This window comes from Caulobacter sp. GW821-FHT10A06 (assembly GCF_059415805.1).
In genome coordinates this window covers 198,030-217,137 of record NZ_JBWKNY010000008.1, presented here as the reverse complement: position 1 = coordinate 217,137, position 19,108 = coordinate 198,030, and the positions used below count along the sequence as shown (strand labels likewise).

Annotated in this window: 14 protein-coding genes and 1 pseudogene; 9 read left to right on the top strand and 6 right to left on the bottom strand. The window is 68.2% G+C overall.

Annotated features, from left to right (window positions below):
- Positions 1-36: 36 nt before the first annotated feature.
- Together AC07NF_RS23680 and AC07NF_RS23675 are read left to right on the top strand one after the other, a co-directional pair.
- On the top strand, positions 37-1,260 hold the full coding sequence (locus tag AC07NF_RS23680) for an acetyl-CoA acetyltransferase (RefSeq protein WP_494633176.1): 1,224 nt from the start codon (positions 37-39) through the stop codon (positions 1,258-1,260).
- A 155-nt stretch (positions 1,261-1,415) separates the two neighbouring features.
- Positions 1,416-2,204, top strand: coding sequence for a DUF1295 domain-containing protein (locus tag AC07NF_RS23675; RefSeq protein WP_494633175.1), 789 nt, complete (start codon positions 1,416-1,418; stop codon positions 2,202-2,204).
- A 140-nt stretch (positions 2,205-2,344) separates the two neighbouring features.
- Here AC07NF_RS23675 and AC07NF_RS23670 read toward each other — a convergent pair.
- From AC07NF_RS23670 to AC07NF_RS23650, 5 genes and pseudogenes are all read right to left on the bottom strand, one after another.
- A pseudogene (locus AC07NF_RS23670) lies at positions 2,345-3,138 on the bottom strand (DUF72 domain-containing protein).
- A 49-nt stretch (positions 3,139-3,187) separates the two neighbouring features.
- Positions 3,188-4,576 carry an L-serine ammonia-lyase gene (locus tag AC07NF_RS23665; RefSeq protein ID WP_494633174.1) on the bottom strand — a complete coding sequence of 463 codons (1,389 nt, stop codon included), beginning with the start codon at positions 4,574-4,576 and terminating at the stop codon, positions 3,188-3,190.
- Positions 4,577-4,689: 113 nt separating this feature from the next.
- Positions 4,690-6,345, bottom strand: coding sequence for a M28 family metallopeptidase (locus AC07NF_RS23660; protein WP_494633173.1), 1,656 nt, complete (start codon positions 6,343-6,345; stop codon positions 4,690-4,692).
- A gap of 36 nt (positions 6,346-6,381) precedes the next feature.
- Positions 6,382-7,575, bottom strand: coding sequence for a DSD1 family PLP-dependent enzyme (locus AC07NF_RS23655; protein ID WP_494633172.1), 1,194 nt, complete (start codon positions 7,573-7,575; stop codon positions 6,382-6,384).
- Between the two features lie 147 nt (positions 7,576-7,722).
- Positions 7,723-8,700, bottom strand: a complete 978-nt coding sequence (locus AC07NF_RS23650) for a threonine ammonia-lyase (RefSeq protein WP_494633171.1) — start codon at positions 8,698-8,700, stop codon at positions 7,723-7,725.
- Positions 8,701-8,837: 137 nt separating this feature from the next.
- Between AC07NF_RS23650 and AC07NF_RS23645 the strand changes: the two genes are divergently transcribed.
- The 7 genes from AC07NF_RS23645 to AC07NF_RS23615 all read left to right on the top strand — a co-directional run bounded on the left by AC07NF_RS23645 (position 8,838) and on the right by AC07NF_RS23615 (position 16,509).
- The gene (locus AC07NF_RS23645; protein WP_492813340.1) at positions 8,838-9,446 is read left to right on the top strand and encodes an acyloxyacyl hydrolase; all 609 of its coding nucleotides are present in this window, start codon (positions 8,838-8,840) and stop codon (positions 9,444-9,446) included.
- A gap of 123 nt (positions 9,447-9,569) precedes the next feature.
- Positions 9,570-10,856 carry an adenylosuccinate synthase gene (locus AC07NF_RS23640; protein ID WP_494633170.1) on the top strand — a complete coding sequence of 429 codons (1,287 nt, stop codon included), beginning with the start codon at positions 9,570-9,572 and terminating at the stop codon, positions 10,854-10,856.
- Positions 10,857-11,004: 148 nt separating this feature from the next.
- A complete protein-coding gene (locus AC07NF_RS23635; RefSeq protein WP_494633169.1) occupies positions 11,005-12,666 on the top strand; it encodes an ATP-binding protein in 1,662 nt (553 codons plus the stop codon).
- A complete protein-coding gene (locus tag AC07NF_RS23630) occupies positions 12,666-13,451 on the top strand; it encodes a polysaccharide deacetylase family protein (protein ID WP_494633168.1) in 786 nt (261 codons plus the stop codon). The genes AC07NF_RS23635 and AC07NF_RS23630 overlap by 1 nt, the downstream gene beginning before the upstream one ends.
- Positions 13,452-13,483: 32 nt before the next feature.
- Positions 13,484-14,353, top strand: coding sequence for an alpha/beta fold hydrolase (locus tag AC07NF_RS23625; RefSeq protein ID WP_494633167.1), 870 nt, complete (start codon positions 13,484-13,486; stop codon positions 14,351-14,353).
- Positions 14,354-14,453: 100 nt separating this feature from the next.
- Positions 14,454-15,602, top strand: a complete 1,149-nt coding sequence (locus AC07NF_RS23620) for a hypothetical protein (protein ID WP_494633166.1) — start codon at positions 14,454-14,456, stop codon at positions 15,600-15,602.
- A 160-nt stretch (positions 15,603-15,762) separates the two neighbouring features.
- Positions 15,763-16,509 carry a response regulator gene (locus tag AC07NF_RS23615; RefSeq protein WP_494633265.1) on the top strand — a complete coding sequence of 249 codons (747 nt, stop codon included), beginning with the start codon at positions 15,763-15,765 and terminating at the stop codon, positions 16,507-16,509.
- Positions 16,510-16,678: 169 nt separating this feature from the next.
- Here AC07NF_RS23615 and AC07NF_RS23610 read toward each other — a convergent pair whose 3' ends face one another.
- Positions 16,679-18,967 (bottom strand): TonB-dependent receptor plug domain-containing protein, encoded by a 2,289-nt coding sequence (locus tag AC07NF_RS23610; protein ID WP_494633165.1) that lies wholly within the window; start codon positions 18,965-18,967, stop codon positions 16,679-16,681.
- Positions 18,968-19,108: the final 141 nt, after the last annotated feature.

The window sequence follows — 19,108 nt, the reverse complement described above, 5'->3', positions numbered from 1 at the left end:
GTATAATCGAACTAACTAGAAGAAGGGAGCTGGCGCATGGTCTATGTGCTGGGCGGTTGGCAGAGCGACTTCGCCGCCAACTGGAGCCGCGAGGGGCGCGAGCTGGCCGACGCTTTCGCGCAGGCCGTCGGGGAGGGCCTGGCGGCGGCCGGTCTCGACGTGGGGGACGTCGAGACCGGTCATGTCGGCAACTTCGCCGCCGAGCTGTTCGCGGGCCAGGGCCTGTTGGGCGGCATGTTCGGCCTGGTCCATCCCGACTTCGACGGCCTGCCGACCGCGCGCCACGAGGCGGCCTGCGCCTCGGGCAGCGTGGCGATCCTGGCGGCGACGGCCGAGATCGAGGCGGGCCGCTACGACCTGGCCTGCGTGGTCGGCGTCGAGCAGATGCGCAACGTCCCCGGCCAGAAGGCGGCCGAGAACCTCGGTAGCGCCGCCTGGGCCGGCCACGAGTTCCAGGACGCCCGCTTCCTGTGGCCGCACGCCTTCTCCGATCTCGCCGACGAGTACGACCGGCGCTATGGGCTGAAGTACGAGCACCTGATGGGCATCGCCGAGGTGAATTTCGCCAACGGCAAGCGCAATCCCAACGCCCAGACACGCGGCTGGAACTTCGGCCCCGAGGCCTTCACCGCCGACGAGGTCGCCAATCCGGTGGTCGAGGGGCGGACGCGCAAGCAGGACTGCGGGCAGGTCACCGATGGCTCGGCCGTGGTGTTCCTGGCGTCGGAGCGGCGAGCTCGCGAGTATGCCGACAAGCGCGGGATCGCGCTGGAGAGCATTCCGCGCATCAAGGGCTGGGGGCATCGGTCGGCGCCGCTCAGCTATGCGCGGAAGGTCGAGGCGTCGCGGGGCAGCGACTACGTCTTCCCGCAGGTGCGCCGGGCCATCCTGGACGCGCGTGCGCGAGCCGGCATCGCGGATGATGTCTCCGGCATCGACGCGGTGGAGACCCACGACTGCTTCACCGCCACCGAATACATGGCCATCGACCACCTGGGCCTGACCGCGCCCGGCGAAAGCTGGAAGGCGGTCGAGGCGGGCGACATCGCCATGGGCGGGCGTCTGCCGATCAATCCGTCCGGCGGGCTGATCGGCGCGGGGCACCCGGTGGGGGCTACGGGCGTTCGGATGCTGCTGGATGCGTGGAAGCAGACGTCCGGCAAGGCCGGGGACTATCAGGTCGAGGGGGCGAAGACAGTGCAGACGCTGAACATCGGCGGGTCCACGACGACGACGGTGAGTTTTGTCGTGGGGACGTAGGGGTCTGAGGCAGATGCTCCCCCGCGCTGCGGGGGAGCTGTCGCGTAGCGACTGAGGGGGCAAGCGCCGCTCAGGCCGAGCTAGCCCCCTCCGGCCCTCTGGGCCACCTCCCCCGCATCGCGGGGGAGGATCTTCGTTTCAAAGGTCCGTCGTCCATGCCTCCGCTGCTCACCCTCCTGCTCACCAACGTCGCCGTCTCGCTGGTCGCCTTCCTGCTCCTGTGGGTCGTCAGCCTACGGATCAAGGACGTCAGCTTCATCGACGCCTGGTGGGGACCCAGCATGGCGCTGCTGGCCTGGAGCACCTTCCTGCAGTCGCCGCCGACTCCGCACGCCCTACTGCTGACGGGCCTCTGCACCCTTTGGGCGGCGCGGTTGGGCGGGTATCTCTTCTGGCGTTGGCGCAAGCACGGGGCGGATCGGCGCTATGTCTCGATGATCGCCCACGCCGAGAAGACTCGCGGCTGGAGCTTCGCCAAGACGGCGCTGATCTACGTGTTCAGCTTGCAGATGCTGTTGGGCTTCGTCGTCGCCCTGCCGGTGCAGCTGGGCCAGCAGCCGGGAGCGCTGGGACCGCTGGCCATCGCCGGCGCGGTCCTGGCTCTGATCGGCATCGCCTTCGAGACGATCGGCGATTGGCAGCTGACCCGCTTCAAGGCCGACCCGGCCAACGCCGGCCAGGTGATGGATCGCGGCCTGTGGCGCTACACCCGCCACCCGAACTATTTCGGCGACGCCTGCGTCTGGTGGGGCCTCTATCTGATCGCCGCCGACACCGGCCTGGGCGTCTGGAGCCTGCCGGGGCCGCTGCTGATCACCTTCCTGCTGACGCGGTGGAGCGGCGTGCCGACCACCGAGGGGCGGATGAAGAAGAGCAAGCCGGGCTATGCGGAGTACGTGGCGCGGACGAGCGGGTTCGTGCCGTGGTTTCCGAAGAAGGTCTAAGCGCCCTCAACCCAAACCCGTCATCCCGCGCTTTATGCGCGGGACCCATGGTTCAGCTTGCACGTGAGAGCCTAGGCCCGCACCTCACTTGCGACGGACAAATGGGTCCCGCGCATAAAGCGCGGGATGACGGTGGAGGGCTACGCCTTCAGCTTCTCGATCAGCGCCATCGCCGCAGCCGGATTGCGCACCTTCGCCCCGGCGATGAAGTAGGCGAACACGTCACCGCGCTCGGCCCATTTCCGCGTCTGCTTCACTACGCCGTCCAGCTCCTCCGAGCTCATCCCGGTCGGCTCATCCTCCTTGCTGGACATCAGCCGCGCATAGGTGAAGTCGGCCGTGGGTTCGTCGATGCACGGCCAGGTCGGCTCCTCGTCGTCGACGGCGTAGATGATGGCCGCGCCGTACTTGGCGGCCAGGTCGTAGAACTCTTGGCAAGCGAAGGTCGGATTGCGGACCTCCAGCGCGTGGCGCAGGCGCACCCCGCCGCGCTCCTTTGGCAGTAATTTCAGGAATCCCTCGAAATCAGCCGGATCGAACTTCTTGGTGCCCATGAACTGCCAGTTGATGGGACCCAGCTTCGGCCCGAGCTCCTCCAGCCCCTGGGACAGGAATTTCTCGAGGGAGTCGTTGTTCTCGCTCAGCACCTTGCGGTTGGTGCAGTAGCGGCTGGCCTTGACCGCGAACACGAAGTCGTCGGGCGTCTCGTCGCGCCACTTCTGCCAGCTGTTGGGCTTGAAGGTCGAATAGTAGGTGCCGTTGATCTCGATGCTGGTCAGCTTGGACGAGGCGTATTTCAGCTCATCCTTCTGCTTGACGTCAGCGCCGTAGAAGGGACCGCGCCAAGGCTCGAACGTCCAACCGCCGATGCCCGCCCGGATCACGCCCTTGGCCATGTTTGTTCCCTTCCTGTTCTCGGCGCGCACCCTAGCATCGCCGCGCGGTTCGGCAAGAGCGGGCGGCAAGCCTGCTGACTCCTGCCGTCAGCACTCCACCCGGTTGACCGACAGGCCCACCGCCAGGCCGCCCATCGAGGTTTCCTTGTAGATCTCGTTCATGTCCTCGCCGGTGCGCTTCATCGTCGCGATGACCTTGTCCAGCGACACCGAGTGCTGGCCGTCGCCCAGCAGGGCCAGGCGGGCGGCGTCGATGGCCTTGATGGCGCCCATGGCGTTGCGTTCGATGCAGGGGATCTGGACCAGGCCGCCGATGGGGTCGCAGGTGAGGCCGAGGTTGTGCTCCATGCCGATCTCGGCGGCGTTCTCGATCTGGGCGTTGGTGCCGCCCAGGGCGGCGGCCAGACCGGCGGCGGCCATCGAGCAGGCCACGCCGACCTCGCCCTGGCAGCCGACCTCGGCGCCGCTGATCGAGGCGTTGCGCTTGTAGAGCGCGCCGATGGCGGCGGCGGTCAGTAGGAACACCCGGATCTGTTCGGGCGTGCCCTTGTGGAAGCGCACGAAGAACCGCAGCACGGCCGGCACCAGGCCCGCCGCGCCATTGGTCGGGGCGGTGACGACGCGGCCGCCGGCGGCGTTCTCCTCGTTGACCGCCATGGCCCACAGGTTGACGAAGTCCATGGCCGCCAGCGGGTCGCTCATCTGGCGCTCCATCCGACCCAGGATGGTCTGGTGGATCTGGCGGGCGCGGCGCTTGACGGTCAGGCCGCCGGGCAGGACGCCGTCCTGGCGCATGCCGCGATCGATGCAGGCCTCCATGGCCTCGAAGATGCGGTCGAGGCCGGCGTTCATGTCGCCTTCCGACATCCGCGCCAGCTCGTTGGCGCCCATGACCCCTGCAATCGACAGGCCGGCGTCGGCGGCGCGTTGCAAGAGGTCGGCGCCGCTCTCGAACGGGTGGGGGATGACTGGGCCGGGCTCGGGCGGGGCGTTGCTGCCCATCTCGAACTCGTCGCGCACGAAGCCGCCGCCGATGGAGAAATAGGTGCGCTCGGCCAGGACGACGCCAGCGGCGTCGAAAGCCGTAAAAGTGAGCCCGTTCGGGTGCTGGGGCAGGCGCTCGTGGCCCAGCCAGACGATGTCCTTGGCCTCGTCGAAGGCGATGGAATGGTCGCCGCCCAGGTTCAGGGACTGGGTGGCCTGGCTCTCCAGCAGCGCGGCCTCGCCGGCGTCGGGATCCAGCGTGGCGGGCACGAAGCCCATCAGTCCCAGGATCACCGCGCGGTCGGTGGCGTGGCCTTTGCCGGTCAGGGCCAGCGAGGCGTAGAGGCGGGTCTCGACCCGGGCGACGGCAGGGAGCCTGCCGGCCTCGCGCAGGCGGCCGATGAACAGCCCGGCGGCCGTCATCGGCCCCATGGTGTGGCTGCTCGACGGGCCGACGCCGAGTTTAAAGAGGTCGAAGACGGAGGCGGTCATGCAAAAACTCCCGCCCATCCCCGCGAAAGCGGGGACCCAAGCGGCACGTCAGAATGGATCCCCGCTTTGGCTTGCGCCGCCCTTTCGGGTCGCGGGGATAGTCGGTAGCGAGGTTACTTCCGCTGCGCCGCGGTCTTGTCGCGCAGCGCCTTGAACTCCGACCCCGCCTGCCACTGCGGCCACACGCGGCTGTTCGCGAGATCCGCGCCGATCTCGTAGACCAGCCCCAGGTCCATGGCCTGGCCCGACAGATCCCAGCTGGCCGACCACTCGTCGGCCGGCTGGTGGTAGCGGTTTTCGGTATAGTCGGCCTCGGCCTTCTCGCCGGCTTCCTTGCCGCCGACGACCAGGTCGTTGCCCGAGCCGATCGAGATGGCCGGCACGCCGCGCTTGGCGAACGGGAAGTGGTCCGAGCGGTAGAAGTGGCCGGCCTGCGGCGACGGGTCGGGCGTGAAGTAGCGGCCGTGCAGCTTGGCCTTGGCGACCAGCATGTCCTGGAGGTCGACCTTGCCGTCGCCGGACGTGCCGATGTCCTTGGCCGGACCGGCCGCCGACAGGGCGTCGATATTGATGTCGCCAACCGTGGTGGCGATCGGGAACAGCGGGTTGGCGCTGTAGTATTCCGAGCCCAGCAGGCCCTTTTCCTCGGCGGTCACGGCCAGGAACAGGATCGAGCGTTGCGGCGCGGGGCGGCTCTTGAAGGCGCGGCCCAGCTCCAGCAAGGCGGCGATGCCGTCGGCGTTGTCGATCGCGCCGTTATAGATCTTGTCGCCCTTGGCGTCCGGGGCGCCGACGCCCAGGTGGTCCCAGTGGCCGCTGTAGATGATGGTCTCGTTCGGGAACTTCGTGCCGACGATGCGGCCGGCGACGTTCTTGGACGTGATCACCTGGTGCTTGACCTTGAAGTCGGCCGAGAAGGTCACGCCGGGCAGCTCCACGGCCTTGAAGTCGCGGCTCTGGGCCTGCTTCTTCAGGGCGTCGAAATCCAGGCCCGCCTGCTTGAAGAGGTCGACGGCCGTATCGCGCTGGATCCAGGCCTCGATCGCCGGATGCGACTTGGCCGGCTCCTTGCGGACGATGTCGAACATCACGTTGGTGTTGGAGTTCTTGACCGTCGCCCAGCCGTACGAGGCCGGGGCGGTTTCGTGGACGATCAGCACGCCGGCGGCGCCCAGGCGGGCGGCCTCTTCGTACTTGTAGGTCCAGCGGCCGTAATAGGTCATGGCCTTGCCGCCGAAGTCACCGGAACCGGTCTCGAAGTCCGGGTCGTTGATCAGCACGACCAGGATCTTGCCCTTCACGTCCAGGCCCTTGAAGTCGTCCCAGTTACGTTCCGGAGCCTTGACGCCATAGCCGGCGAAGACGATCGGGGCGTTCTTCAGCGAGACGGCGTCGACATTGGTCATCGAGGCGCGAATGGCGATCTGGTCGCCCTGGGCCAGCGGGGTGCTCTTGCCGTCCTTGGCCACCGAAGCGGCGACCGGGCCGGCCATCTCGAACTTGGCCAGCGGTACGTTCTGGGTCCAGGCGCGCTTGCCGTCTTTCTGGACGTCGCCGGCGGGGGTCAGGCCGATGGCCTTCATCTGCTCGACGATGTAGCCGACGGCCTTGGTCTCGCCGGCCGTGCCGGGGCCGCGGCCTTCGTATTCGTCCGACGACAGGATCTTGATGTGGGCCGACAGCTTGGCGGGGTCGATCTTGGGCGCTTCAGCGGCCTGCGCCAGCATGGGAGCGGCGATCAAGGCGGTGGCGAGCAGCAGGCGTTTCATCCGGAACCCTCTTTGGGGGAAATCTTGGCGCGGACCCTAGAGCGTGACCCGGCGGCCGTCCACCGGCCATCGTTCCAGCTTTTCACCGTCCCAGACGTGCAGGGCGTCATAGAGGTTGATGGTCGGGTCGCAGTGGCCCGGTTGCAGCCAGACGAGGTCGCCGACCTTCGGAGCGTCTGCCGGGAAGTCGCGAGCCGGATCGGCGTCGGCGGCGGCCACGGCGCGGTCGAAGCCGAGGGGATCGCGGCCGCCGGCCTTCAGCACGTCGATCATCGCGGGGTGAGCGATCATGCCGTGCTCGTCGCCCATCGGCCGCCACAGCGAGCCCGGCGCGGCGCCGGCCACCACGCGGGCGGGCGGGCCGTCCATCGACATGGCCTTGAAACCGGCGTCGCAGGTGACGTGGCTCTTGTGGTTGCCGGAGACCACGGTGGCGGCCACGAACAGGGCCGGCTCGAACGCCCAGTCGCCGCCACCCGGCGCGCCGCAGGCGTCGTACTCGACGTCCATCACCGCGTAGGAGCCGGCTTGCAGCTCGGTATAGACGCCGGACGCCAGGTCGTAGGCGTGGGTGCCGGTGCCGCCGCCGGTGACGACGGGCGGGGGCAAGCCGGCGGCGGTCAGCTCGGCGACCAGGGCCTTCAACGTGGCGAAGGCGGCCTCGTCGGCGCTCTGGCGTAGGGCCAGGTCGTCCATGTGCTGCAGGTGGCCGAGGTAGGCCTGGAGACCGGCGAACCGCAGGCCGGGCGAGGCGTCGGCGGCGCGGGCCAGGCGCAAGGCGTCCTTGGGGTAAGCGCCGGCGCGGTGGGTGCCGAGGTCGAGGTCGACGATCAGGTCGAGGCGGACGCCGGCGGCGACGGCCGCGTCCGAGAGCCGGTCGATCTGGCCCTCGTCGTCGGCGACCGCGCCGATCGTCGCGCCGGTGCGGGCGAGGGCGGCGAGGCGCGCGGGGCCCCAGGGCGGGACGGGGGCGGTGACCAGGACGTCCTTGATGCCGCCGGCGACATAGGCCTCGGCCTCGCCGACGGTCTGGCAGCACAGGCCCACGGCGCCGCCTTCGACGATGAGGCGGGCGAGCGTGGAGCTTTTGTGGGTCTTGCCGTGGGCGCGCAGGCGCACGCCGGCGGTGTCGCAGAGCGCCTGCATGCGGGCGAGGTTGCGGGTGAGGGCGGCGCGGTCGACGACGAGGAGGGGGGTCTGGGGGAGGTGTTCAGCGCTTGGAAAATTCACTTTGTCCGTATCCCCTCAACCGTCATCCCGCGCTTTATGCGCGGGACCCATTTGTCCGCCGCAGGTGCGGAGAAAAGCTAGCCCTCACATGCAAGCTGAGCCATGGGTCCCGCGCATAAAGCGCGGGATGACGGCAGGGGTTGAGGGTTAGATCTCGCCCTTGAGCACGCTGGCGAACAACCCCGGATCCACATTCCCGCCCGACAGCACGATCGCCGCCGTCTTGCCCTTCAGATCCACCTTGCCGGTCAAAGCCGCCGTCAGCGCCACGCACCCACCCGGCTCGACCACCAGTTTCAGCGTCGAGAACGCATACCGCATCGCCTCGGCGACCTCGGCGTCGGTCACCGCCACGATCCCCGACAGGTTCCGCTGATTGATCGGCCAGGTCAGCTCGCCCGGCACCGGCGTCAGCAGGGCGTCGCAGATCGAGCGGGCGTCCTTGTCGATGGTCTCGCGCTGGCCGCTCTCCAGCGAGCGGCGGGTCTCGTCGAAACCGGCCGGCTCGGCGCCCCAGACTGCCGTGGACGGAGAAAGCCCCTTCACCGCCGTGCTGGTCCCGGCGATCAGCCCGCCGCCGCCCACGGGCGACAGCACGCGATCCAGCTCCACGCCCAGCGCCCGCACCTGCTCGACGATCTCGATCCCCAGCGTGCCCTGGCCCGCGATGATGTGCGGATCGTCGTATGACGGCACCACCGTGCACCCACGCTCGGCGGCGATCTGGTCGGCGATGGCGACGCGGTCCTCGGTGAAGCGGTCGTAGAAGCGGATCTCGGCCCCGAAGCCCTTGGTGCCCGCGACCTTCACGGCCGGTGAGTCCGACGGCATGACGATCAGCGCCGGGATCTCCAGCAGCTTGGCCGCCAACGCCACGCCCTGGGCGTGGTTGCCCGACGAGAAGGCCACGACGCCGCGCGCCTTCTCCGCGTCGCTCAGTTGGCTGAGGCGGTTATAGGCGCCCCGGAACTTGAAGGCCCCGGCCCGCTGCAGGGTCTCGGGCTTGAGGAACACCCGCCCGCCCAGCCGCTCATTCAGCGCGGGGCTCTCGATCAGCGGGGTCTCGACCGCCAGGCCCTTCAGGCGGACGGCGGCGGCTTGGATGTCGGCGAGGGAAACGGTCATGCCCCCAGCTTTAGGGGTTGCGGTCGCGCTTTTGAAGATATCGGGGCATGGACGTTCAAAAGACCCCGCCTGAAACACTTTGCGACAATCGCCGTTGGCTCCATATAGGGAACGGGCTGATTTCTCAGGACGACTCGATGAAGACCGCCATGTTCGCCACTGCGGCTGCCGCCGTGCTGGCCGTCGCCGCGCCCGCTTGCGCCGGCGAAGCCTTTGTCGGTGTCTACAAGCACGACGTGACCTTCATCGGCAACGCCGTCGGCCTGGGCGCCGCGGGTCGCGAGGACGGCTTCGACGTCCACCTGGGCTATCGCACCAACCGTCTGGAGAACCTGCGCTGGCTGGGCAAGCCGCAGGTCCACACCATGGTGTCGATCAACAGCAAGAACACCTCCAACTTCGTGGCCGCGGGCTTCGACTGGCGGATCGAGCTGGGCCAGCCCGGCGGCTTCTATTTCCGCCCCGGCATCGGCCTGGCCTATACCGACGGCAAGGCCGGCCTGCCGCCCGCCAACGCGCCGGGCCTGACCCAGGCCGAGCGCGATCGCCGCACCTATCTCTACTATCACCGCATCGATTTCGGCTCGAAGGTGCTGTTCGAGCCGGAGCTGGCCCTGGGCTACCAGGTCAGCGACAAGGTGTCGGTGGAACTGAGCTACACCCACCTGTCGAACGGCCAGATCTTCCACCAAGGCAAGAACCAGGGACTTGACGACGCGGGGGTCCGGCTGGTTTACGCCTTCTGACTTCGCGCTGGCTCGATTTGACGAGCTGCGTGTCGCCGCCCAAAACTGAATAAACGTCTGCGGCCGAGTCCTGTCGAAGGGCCGCTGGACGTCACCGGGCAGGTGACAAGGCATATCTCTACCATGGCCAACGTAACCGTCGTCGGCGCCCAGTGGGGCGATGAAGGCAAGGGCAAGATCGTCGACTGGCTCAGCAACCGAGCCGATGTCGTCGTGCGCTTCCAGGGCGGCCACAACGCCGGCCATACGCTGGTGGTGGACGGCAAGGTCTACAAGCTGGCCCTGCTGCCCTCGGGCGTGGTCCAGGGCAAGCTGTCGGTGATCGGCAACGGCGTCGTCGTCGACCCGTGGCACCTCCTGGGCGAGATCGACAAGATCGCCGACCAGGGCGTGGCCATCACGCCCGAGCTGCTGATCCTGGCCGACAACGCCTGCCTGATCCTGCCGCTGCACCGTGACCTGGACCAGGCCCGCGAGGCCGCCTCGACCCAGAAGATCGGCACCACCGGCCGCGGCATCGGCCCGGCCTATGAGGACAAGGTCGGCCGTCGCGCCATCCGTGTCGCCGACCTGGCCGATCCGGAAGCCCTGAAGCCCAAGATCGAGCGCCTGCTCAGCCACCACGGCGCCCTGCGTCGCGGCCTGAACCTGCCGGAAGCGTCGGCCCAGGAGCTGTTTGACGCCCTGATGGAGCTGGCCCCGCGCATCCTGCCTTACGCCCAGCCGGCGTGGCGGGTGCTGGACCAGGCCCACAAGGCCGGCCGCCGCATCCTGTTCGAAGGCGCGCAAGGCTCGCTGCTGGACGTCGACCACGGCACCTATCCGTTCGTGACCTCGTCCAACACCGCCGCGGGCCAGGCCTCGGCCGGCTCGGGCATGGGCCCGTCGGCGACTGGCTTCGTGCTGGGCATCGTCAAGGCCTACACCACCCGCGTGGGCGAGGGCCCGTTCCCGGCCGAGCTGTTCGACGACGTGGGCAAGCACCTGTCGACGGTCGGCCGTGAGGTCGGCGTCAACACCGGCCGCGCCCGCCGCTGCGGCTGGTTCGACTCGGTGCTGGTGCGCCAGTCGGTGGCCATCAACGGCATTCACGGCGTGGCCCTGACCAAGCTGGACGTGCTGGACGGCCTGGAGACCCTGAAGATCTGCGTCGGCTACAAGATCGGCGACAAGGTCGTCGACTACCTGCCGGCCGGCCTGCGCGATCAGGCCGCCGCCACGCCGGTGTACGAAGAGATCGCCGGCTGGACCGAAAGCACCGCTGGCGCCCGCTCGTTCAAGGACCTCAACGCCAACGCCATCAAGTATGTGCGCCGCGTCGAGGAGCTGATCGGCGCCCCGGTGGCCCTGCTGTCGACCAGCCCCGAGCGGGACGACACCATCCTCATGCGCGACCCCTTCCAAGGGTAGCTGCACAAAAAAGGTGCGACAGACCGTCGCACGGTAAACGCTTGGTGAACCAAGTTGACCTTAACCTCCCGCACCTTAGCCGTGCGGGAGGAGCGTTTTGGCTCTCCGAGACTTCCTCGATGACGGACGCGAAGGCGCCTCGCTCATCATGAGCCGGCGCAGTCGGGTGGCGCGCCTGCTGGTCACGACCCTGGTCGGCGGACTGCTGGCGTTCCACTTCGGGCCCGTGCCGCCGCTCTTGTGGGCGGCCGTCAATGTCCTGCTCGAAGGCTGGCTGCTCTATCTGCAATTCAGCTTTAAGCCGCGGGTGGGCGGGCGCACGCCGCTGTACATCCGCCTGGGACCGCCGGCGGCCTTCACCCTGGCCTGGTCGGTGATGGCCGGCTGGTCCGCCGTCAACGGCCCGATGTCGATGAAGTTCGCGGCCGTGATGATCCTGTTCGGCCTGGTGATCGAAGGGCTGAAATACGCGACGATCAGCTGGACGGCGATGCTGGCCATCCTGCCGGGCCCGTTCATCGCGCTGACCGTGGCGCCGTTGATGGCCCAACGCTTCAATGCCTGGGACAAGGCCGTGGCCCTGGTGACGATCGCCGGCCTGGTCGGCTACGCCATCGACGCGGTGCGGGTCATGCGCCGCACCAACCAGGCCCTGGAGCAGGCGCAGGAGGAGGCCCAGGAAGCCAGCCGCGCCAAGTCGGCCTTCCTGGCGATGATGAGCCACGAGCTGCGCACGCCGATGAACGGGATTCTCGGCCTGGCCTACGCCCTGCGCGGCGCCAAGCTGGACCAGCGTCAGGCTGAATATCTCGAAATGATCGAGCAGTCGGGCCACGGCCTGATGACCATCCTCAACGACATCCTGGACCTCTCCAAGATCGAGGCCGGCAAGCTGGAGCTGGAGGCCCTGCCGTTCGACGTCCGCAAGCTGGCCGCCCAGATCCGCCTGGTCTGGAGCGAGACCGCGCGGCTCAAGGGCGTGGATTTGGTCCTGGATATCGATCCGGCCACCCCCGAATGGCTGTCAGGCGACGCCGCCCGCGTGCGCCAGGTGCTGATGAACCTGGTGTCCAACGCCCTGAAGTTCACCGAGACCGGCCGCGTCATCGTGCGCATAGCCCCGACCGAGGCCGGCGTCCTGCTGGCCGTGACCGACACCGGCGTCGGCATGGGCGACGAGCAGCAGGAGCGTCTGTTCACCCCGTTCGTGCAGGGCGATCGCACCATTGCCCGCCGGTTCGGCGGCACCGGCCTGGGCCTGGCGATCTGCCGCCAGCTGGTCGACATGATGGACGGTGAGATCGGCGTCGAGAGCGCGCCGGGCCAAGGCTCGACCTTCACCGCCCGCTTGCCGCTGGCCGCCTCGCAGCGTCCGGACGCCGCCGGCGGCGCCGACGAGGCGCTGGACCTGACCGGCGCGCGGGTGCTGGTCGTCGACGACAACAGCATCAACCAGACCGTCGCCCGCGCCATCCTGGAAGCGGTCGGCGCCGCCGTGGCCACGGCCGACAACGGCCACACGGCCCTGGCCCGCCTGCGCGTCGAGGACTTCGACGTCGTGCTGATGGACGTCCACATGCCCGGGATGGACGGCAGCGAGGCCGTGCGCCGCATCCGCGCGGGAGAGGCCGGCCGGGTGGACATGCCGGTGGTGGCCCTGACCGCCGACGCCATGGCCGGCGACGCCGAGCGCCTGCTGGCCCAGGGCTTCGACGCCGCGCATCCCAAGCCGATCCAGCCTGCGGGGCTGCTGATGACGGTGGCGGGCCTGCGAGCGCCGGCGCCGACGGTTCGCCTGGCGGTCGCCTGATGCGCGCGATCGTCGCCGCGCTGGTCGCCCTGGTCCTGGCTTCGCCCGTCGCGGCGGGGACCTTCGATTGGCCGGGCGGGCGCAAGGCGGCGATCGTCCTGACCTATGACGACGCCTTGGTCTCGCACCTGGATGTCGCCGCGCCGCAGCTGGAGGCGGCGGGCCTGCGCGGCACCTTCTTCCTCAACGGCACCTTTGCGGCGAAAGACATTCCGCGCTGGCGGCGGCTGGCCCAGGCCGGGCACGAGCTGGGCAACCACTCGATGTTCCACCCGTGCCCGCGCGCGTCGTTCCCGATGGACGCCCAGTTCAACTCCGAGCGCTACACGGTCCCCGGCATGCTGCGCGAGATCGGGGCGATGAACACCCTGCTGACCGCGATCGACGGCCAGACGACGCGGACCTATTCGGTGCCCTGCAGCATCAGCCTGGCCGGCGGCGTCGACTATACCGACGCGCTGAAGGCGTCCGGGACGATCGCCTATGTCCGCACCGGCGTGCCCAGTGACGCGGTGGTCAGCGACCCGGCCAAGCTGGATCCCTTCCGCGTGCCCAGTCGCTCGTTTCCAGAGACCGCCACGGCCGACGACCTGATCGCCTACGTCAAGGATGTGCAGCGCGCGGGCGGCCTGGGCGTGTTCATGTTCCACGGCGTGGGCGGCGACTACCTGACCGTCTCGTCGGAGGCTCACCAAGGCCTGCTGCGCTACCTGAAGGCCCACGAGGCCGAGATCTGGGTCGCACCGTTCCAGCAGGTCATGCAGCGGGCCACGACCGGGCGCTGAACCTTGGCCTGGGGGCGCCGCGTTTGGTGGTTATGGCCTCCGACCTTCCCATCCAGACGATGCGCTTGGCGCGCGGTGTCGACCTGGCGTTCCGCACCGCTGGCGATGTGAACCAGCGGCCGGCGGTGGTGTTGATCCACGGCGTGCCCAACGCCTCGGGCTATTTCCGAGGCCTGATGGAGCCGTTGTCGCAAGTGGCGTTCGTCGTCGCGCCGGATCTGCCGGGCAGCGGCGCTTCGGACCCGCTGGAGGCGCCGACCTTCAAGGCCTTCGCCGACTGTCTCGAGGAGCTGCTGGACCGTCTGGGCATGCGTGAGCGTTATCTGTACGTCCACGACTTCGGCGCGCCGGTCGCCCTGGACCTGGCCATGCGCGCGCCGGAGCTGGTCAGCGGCCTGATCGTCCAGAACGGCAACGCCCACCGCTCGGGCATGGGACCCAGCTGGGCCGACGTCATCGAATTCTGGTCCGCTCCGGACGCCCGCAACACCGCCGCCGCCACCGCTCACCTCACGGCGAAAGGCACGCGCGGCCAGTACGCCGACAACGTGCCGGAGGACCTGGTCGCGCGCCTGGATTACGCGCGCTGGGAAGAGGACTGGCGGGTCATGAACCTGCCGGGCCGCATGGAGACCCAGCACGCGATGATCGCCGACTACGGCAACCACGTAGCCCGGTTCGGCGAGATCGCGGCCTATCTGAAGGCGCACCAGCCCCCTGGCCTGATCCTCTGGGGCCGCCACGATCCCTATTTCGAGACCGCCGAGGTGCTGTCGTGGCTGGAGGACCTGCCCCGCGCGCAGGCCCACGTCCTGGACGCCGGCCACCTGCTGCTGGAAACCCACGCCGAGCCGGCCGCGCGATTGATCACCGATTTCGTGCGGGCGACGGCCTCGCGCTGACCCTCCCCACTTCCGGTTGCGGGGCCTGCGCAGAGCGCGGTTCGGTTAGCGTTTGTTAGCCAGCTTCCCTTATGACGGCTTGTCCACATAAGGGGGTTTCGTGTCCGCACTCGCGCGCCGTCGCAAGCTGAAGCCGGTCCATAAGGCCGACCGGATGATGCGCAGCCTGCGCGCGCTGGAGCGCACGGCCTCGACCAGCCGCGTCCTCAACCTGCTGGCCGTCGAGGCCGAGAGCGGCAGGCGGCCGGAATATGCGCAGGCGCCGCTGTTCCGGAACCGGACCCTGAACACCGCCATCCTGCTCAAGCACCGCCTGCGCAACGACGACATGTACCTGTTCGACGAGGCCCGGCCGACCGCGACCAAGATCATCATTCCGTTCGACCGCGGCGACCTGGGCCTGGGCGGCCAGTCGGTGTTCGTGGGGCAACGGGGCTGGACCGACCTGGTGGTCGAGGCGTGCAACGCCTCGGGCGACATGAGCCGCGACCTGGCCACCCTGCGGCTGATCGACGTGCTGCCGTCGCTGGATCCGTTCCTGCTGCGCGAACACCTGCGCCGCAACGGCGTGCTGGTGGCCAACTGCTATTTCGCCCTGTCGCTGGCCGACTACGAGAACATGCAGGGCTTCGTGACCATGGAGATCGCCCGGCTGATCGAGCTGGCCTATCGCGGGTCCGGCGGCGTCGGTCGCGCCCATGCCGCGCGCCTGGTCGAGGCCCTGCTGTCGACCGATGTCGACGAGCGCCTGGAGCCCCTGCGCGACACCCTGGTCATGGAAGGCGAGAGCTTCAAGGAAGGCGTCTTCAGCTGGAAGGGCTTCCTCTATTACAAGTGGATGCTGACCAAGCTGTGGCCGCAGCTGACCACGGTGGGCCAGGAGATCGGCCGTCTGCTGATCACCGGCAACAAGGACGCCGAGACTTCCAAGTTCATCGACGACAGCCGCCGCCGCCTGCAGGGCGGGGTGCTGGTCGAGCGGTCGGCGATCCTGCGCACGCTGAAGGTCTATGACGACGCCTTCGAGGACCTGATCGAGAACGGTCGCCCGACGGCCTTCCGCGACTTCCTGTTGCGCGCGCCGGAGATGTTCCTGTCGCTGGGCGAGCGGGTGGGCGTGATCTCGCATATCTCCAGCTACTGGCGGTACCGCTTCCCGCAGGGCGAGCCGCTGACGGTCGATGTCGAAGAGGCGATCGACATCTTCATGGACTTCGAGGCGGGCCTGTCAGTGCCGCTCAGCCTCTAGTGGGGGCGGACAAACTGACGCGGTTAACCCCTCTGGATCAATAAGCGGATTTTTACATTCTAGGCCTAGTGAAGGGGTCTGGTTTCGAGGAGTCTCGGGTCACGTGTTCGACGGGAACGTCCGCACAATTCAGCGTGTCGCCGCCAAGGTGCAACGGGTTATGGTCGTCGACCCCAACCCCGCGACCGCGCGCCTATTGGCCGAACAGCTACGTCCGCTGGGCGGCGTGCAGATCTTCGCCGCGCCGTCGGCGGAGAAGGGCTACGCCATGGCCCGCGCCACCGATCCGCAGCTGATCTTCGTCGAGCACGCCCAGAACGGCGTCGACGGCCTGGCCTTCACCCGCAAGATTCGCCGCAGCGACCTGCTGTGCCGCGAGGCCCCGGTGATCATGTGCACGGCCGAAGCCACCGCCGAGGCGATCTTCGGCGCCCGCGACGCCGGCGTGCACGAATTCATGCGCAAGCCCTTCAACCTGAAGGACCTGGAGCGCCGCCTGGAGGCGGTGACCCTGAAGCCGCGCGACTGGATCGAGGCCGTGGCCTATGTCGGTCCCGACCGCCGCCGCTTCAACTCGGCCGACTACAAGGGTCCGCGCAAGCGCAAGGCCGACGCGGCCGGCACGCCCGCCGCGCGCCTCTCCCAGGCCCTGCGCATCGTCAAATCCGCCGCCACCGCCCTGGACACCGATCCGGCCCAGGCCCGCCGCGCCCTGGTCGCCCAGGCCGTCGAGCTCAAGCGCGTGGGCGAGGCCGTCAAGGACAGCCGCCTGGTCGAAGCCGCCAGCGCGCTGGAAACCGTCATGGGCGCGGATCTCTCCGGCAGCGCCGCGCGGGTCGAGCTGGTCAAGCGCATCGACGCCCTGCTGGGCTTTATGTCGTCCGAGGATACGGGGCGGGCGGCTTAGCGAAGGCGGAGCCGAAACCTCGTCCTTCGACAAGCTCAGGATGAGGTTTCTACGGATACCGCGTCAAAAGTAGTCCTCATCCTGAGCTTGTCGAAGGACGAGGACGGACCAAGAAGAAAGGCGGCGCCCTCGTGGACGCCGCCTTCGTCATTTCAAACCCTAGGGTTCCTTAGAACGCCACGCGGGCGGTCAGTTGGAACACCGGGCCGGCCTTTTCGCGCTCCAGCTCGTACTCGTCGAAGTCGCGGGTCTGCTGGCTGGCGATGGTGGTGAACTTGTTGAACGTCTCGCGCTTGTTGGCGTCCAGCAGGTTCGAGCCGGTCAGGCGGATGACCATGTTCTTGCCGACCCGCTTTTCGATGAAGGCTTCCAGGTCGGCGCCGTAGGTGGTCGTGACCTCTTCGCCGACGACGCGGCTATAGGCCTCGCCCTGCTTGCGATAGGTCATGCCGAACGAGGCGGCGATCGTCGGGATGTCCTGGATGAAGCCGACGTTGAACACCGACTCGGCCTGGCTGTTAAAGCGGCGCTTGCCGAACTCGTCGCTGACCTCGGAGTCGAGGTACGAGTAGTTCAGGAACACGCCGGTGTTGTCCATGCCGATGAAGGACAGCGGGGTCGAGAGGTCGAACTCGATGCCGTACACCTTGCCGTCGCCCGTGTTGCGAGCCGAGAAGACCCAGGCGATGTCGCTGGGCGGATCATCGGCCGAACCGCGGACGTTGGTGTTGTAGATCTCGAGCAGATCCTTGATCTCGCGGTAGAAGACGTTGACGCCGAAGACGCCGTCACGACCCATGCGGCGCTCGTAGCCTGCGTCCAGGCCCCAGGCCTTTTCCGGCTCCAGGTCCGGGTTGCCGACGAAGTCGTTGGCGCCCAGTTCTTCCTCCAGCAGCACCGGCGACAGGTGCTGGAAGCTGGGGCGGCGCAGCGTGCGGGCGACCGAGGCGTAGATCTGATCGGCGGCCGTCAGGTTGTAGCGGATCGAGGCCGAGGGCAGCAGGACCTCGTACTTCTTCTCGGTCTCTTCACGCAGGACGTAGTCGTTGATCGTGACGTCCGTCGTTTCGTAGCGCAGGCCGGCTTCCCACTTGAAGCCGTTCGAGCGGCCCGACAGCATCACGTACGGGTCGATGCGGGTCTGCTCCAGGCGGGCCTTGCCGACGACCAAGAACGGGCCGTAGGCGGGCGGGCTGGCCGAGGGCAGGTTGTAGCGGTTGCGCGGCACTTCGCTGACGCGGCTGTCGCGGCGCTTGCCTTCGTACTGGACGCCGAACTCCAGGTCGGTGCTGGGCGACAGCTCGCGCTTGTGCTCCAGCTTGGCCGAGGCTTCATCGTCGGTGACGCGGGTCTTGGCGCGGTCGCCGGTGAAGCGGTCGCCGTCCGGGAACGGGGTCGAGTCGCGCAGATATTCGGTTTCGTACTCGAACTCGTACTCGTCGTTCTTGAACGCCGCGTAGCCCAGCTTCACGGTCGTCGTGCCGCCGGCCATCGGGAACTTGTACTTGCCGTTCAGCGAGTAGCTGTCCTGCTGGATGTCGACGTCGTTGTTGTTGATCGTCGACAGGTTGGCGTTGGTGTTGTTGCCGGTGTTGTACTCGATCGAGTCTTCGTCCTGGTAGCGGTCGGTGTGGACGTAGAAGCCGTTCATCGACAGCTGGCCGGGGCCGACCGGCACGTCGTAGGCGATGTTGAACGAGCTGTCGGTGCCGTTGCGCTTGTCGGTCTGGACTTCGTTATTGTTCAGGGCCGCGCCGGGCTCGTCATAGCGCAGGCTCAGCTTTTCCTTGGGGTTGCGACGGCCTTGGACGTTGGCGCCGACCAGCAGGCGGCCGGGGCCGACCTGACCGCCCCACACGCCGCCGAAGGCGCCGCGGATGCGCTTGTCGTCGAACATCAGGGCGCCGGCGCGGACATAGCCGCCGTCCAGGGCCAGGGCGTCACGCAGGACGATGTTCAGGGCGCCGGCGACGGCGTCGCCGCTGCGGTTGGCCGAGGCGCCGCGCGAGATCTCGATGTGGTCGATCAGTTCGGCCGGGATGCGGTCGACGAAGAACGACTGGTCGGCGCCGTTGCCGAACGCGCCCGACGACGAGCCCGAGCCCGGGACCTTTTCGCCGTTGATCAGGATCTGGGTGTAGGCCGGATCCAGGCCGCGCAGGCGCACGCCGTCCGATTCCAGCACGTCCGACAGGAACGAGACGCTGGGGACGCGCTTCAGGGCGTCGCCGACGGTCAGCGGCTCGAAGCGCTGGAAGTAGTCGAGACCGTAGTCGAGGACCGGGGCGGTCGACTCGCTGCGGTTGCGGTAGGCGATCTTGGCCTGGACGACGACCGCCGAAGCCAGGGTCGGCTCGTCGGCCGTGGCCATCGGCGCGTCTTCCGGAGCGGCCGTGGCCACCGAGGCAATGGCCAGCGGCGCGAGCGCCGCCAGCGCGAAGAGCATGGTCTTCCGCATGAAATATCCCCTTTGTCTGCGCGCTCTTGTTTGAGCAGGCGCGCGTTCGCGTATGCGGGGCAGGGGATAGATTTCACGGTCCAGGTGGACCAGTGATGTTTGCTTGACGGTTTTGTTGCAGATTTTTGAAACGACGGCTCC

Bases quoted from the DNA above. Each gene is read 5' to 3' on its own strand.
- AC07NF_RS23680 (WP_494633176.1), top strand. From the start codon at position 37: ATGGTCTATGTGCTGGGCGGTTGGCAGAGCGACTTCGCCGCCAACTGG.
- AC07NF_RS23675 (WP_494633175.1), top strand. From the start codon at position 1,416: ATGCCTCCGCTGCTCACCCTCCTGCTCACCAACGTCGCCGTCTCGCTG.
- AC07NF_RS23665 (WP_494633174.1), bottom strand. From the start codon at position 4,576: ATGACCGCCTCCGTCTTCGACCTCTTTAAACTCGGCGTCGGCCCGTCG.
- AC07NF_RS23660 (WP_494633173.1), bottom strand. From the start codon at position 6,345: ATGAAACGCCTGCTGCTCGCCACCGCCTTGATCGCCGCTCCCATGCTG.
- AC07NF_RS23650 (WP_494633171.1), bottom strand. From the start codon at position 8,700: ATGACCGTTTCCCTCGCCGACATCCAAGCCGCCGCCGTCCGCCTGAAG.
- AC07NF_RS23645 (WP_492813340.1), top strand. From the start codon at position 8,838: ATGAAGACCGCCATGTTCGCCACTGCGGCTGCCGCCGTGCTGGCCGTC.
- AC07NF_RS23640 (WP_494633170.1), top strand. From the start codon at position 9,570: ATGGCCAACGTAACCGTCGTCGGCGCCCAGTGGGGCGATGAAGGCAAG.
- AC07NF_RS23635 (WP_494633169.1), top strand. From the start codon at position 11,005: ATGAGCCGGCGCAGTCGGGTGGCGCGCCTGCTGGTCACGACCCTGGTC.
- AC07NF_RS23630 (WP_494633168.1), top strand. From the start codon at position 12,666: ATGCGCGCGATCGTCGCCGCGCTGGTCGCCCTGGTCCTGGCTTCGCCC.
- AC07NF_RS23625 (WP_494633167.1), top strand. From the start codon at position 13,484: ATGGCCTCCGACCTTCCCATCCAGACGATGCGCTTGGCGCGCGGTGTC.
- AC07NF_RS23615 (WP_494633265.1), top strand. From the start codon at position 15,763: ATGGTCGTCGACCCCAACCCCGCGACCGCGCGCCTATTGGCCGAACAG.
- AC07NF_RS23610 (WP_494633165.1), bottom strand. From the start codon at position 18,967: ATGCGGAAGACCATGCTCTTCGCGCTGGCGGCGCTCGCGCCGCTGGCC.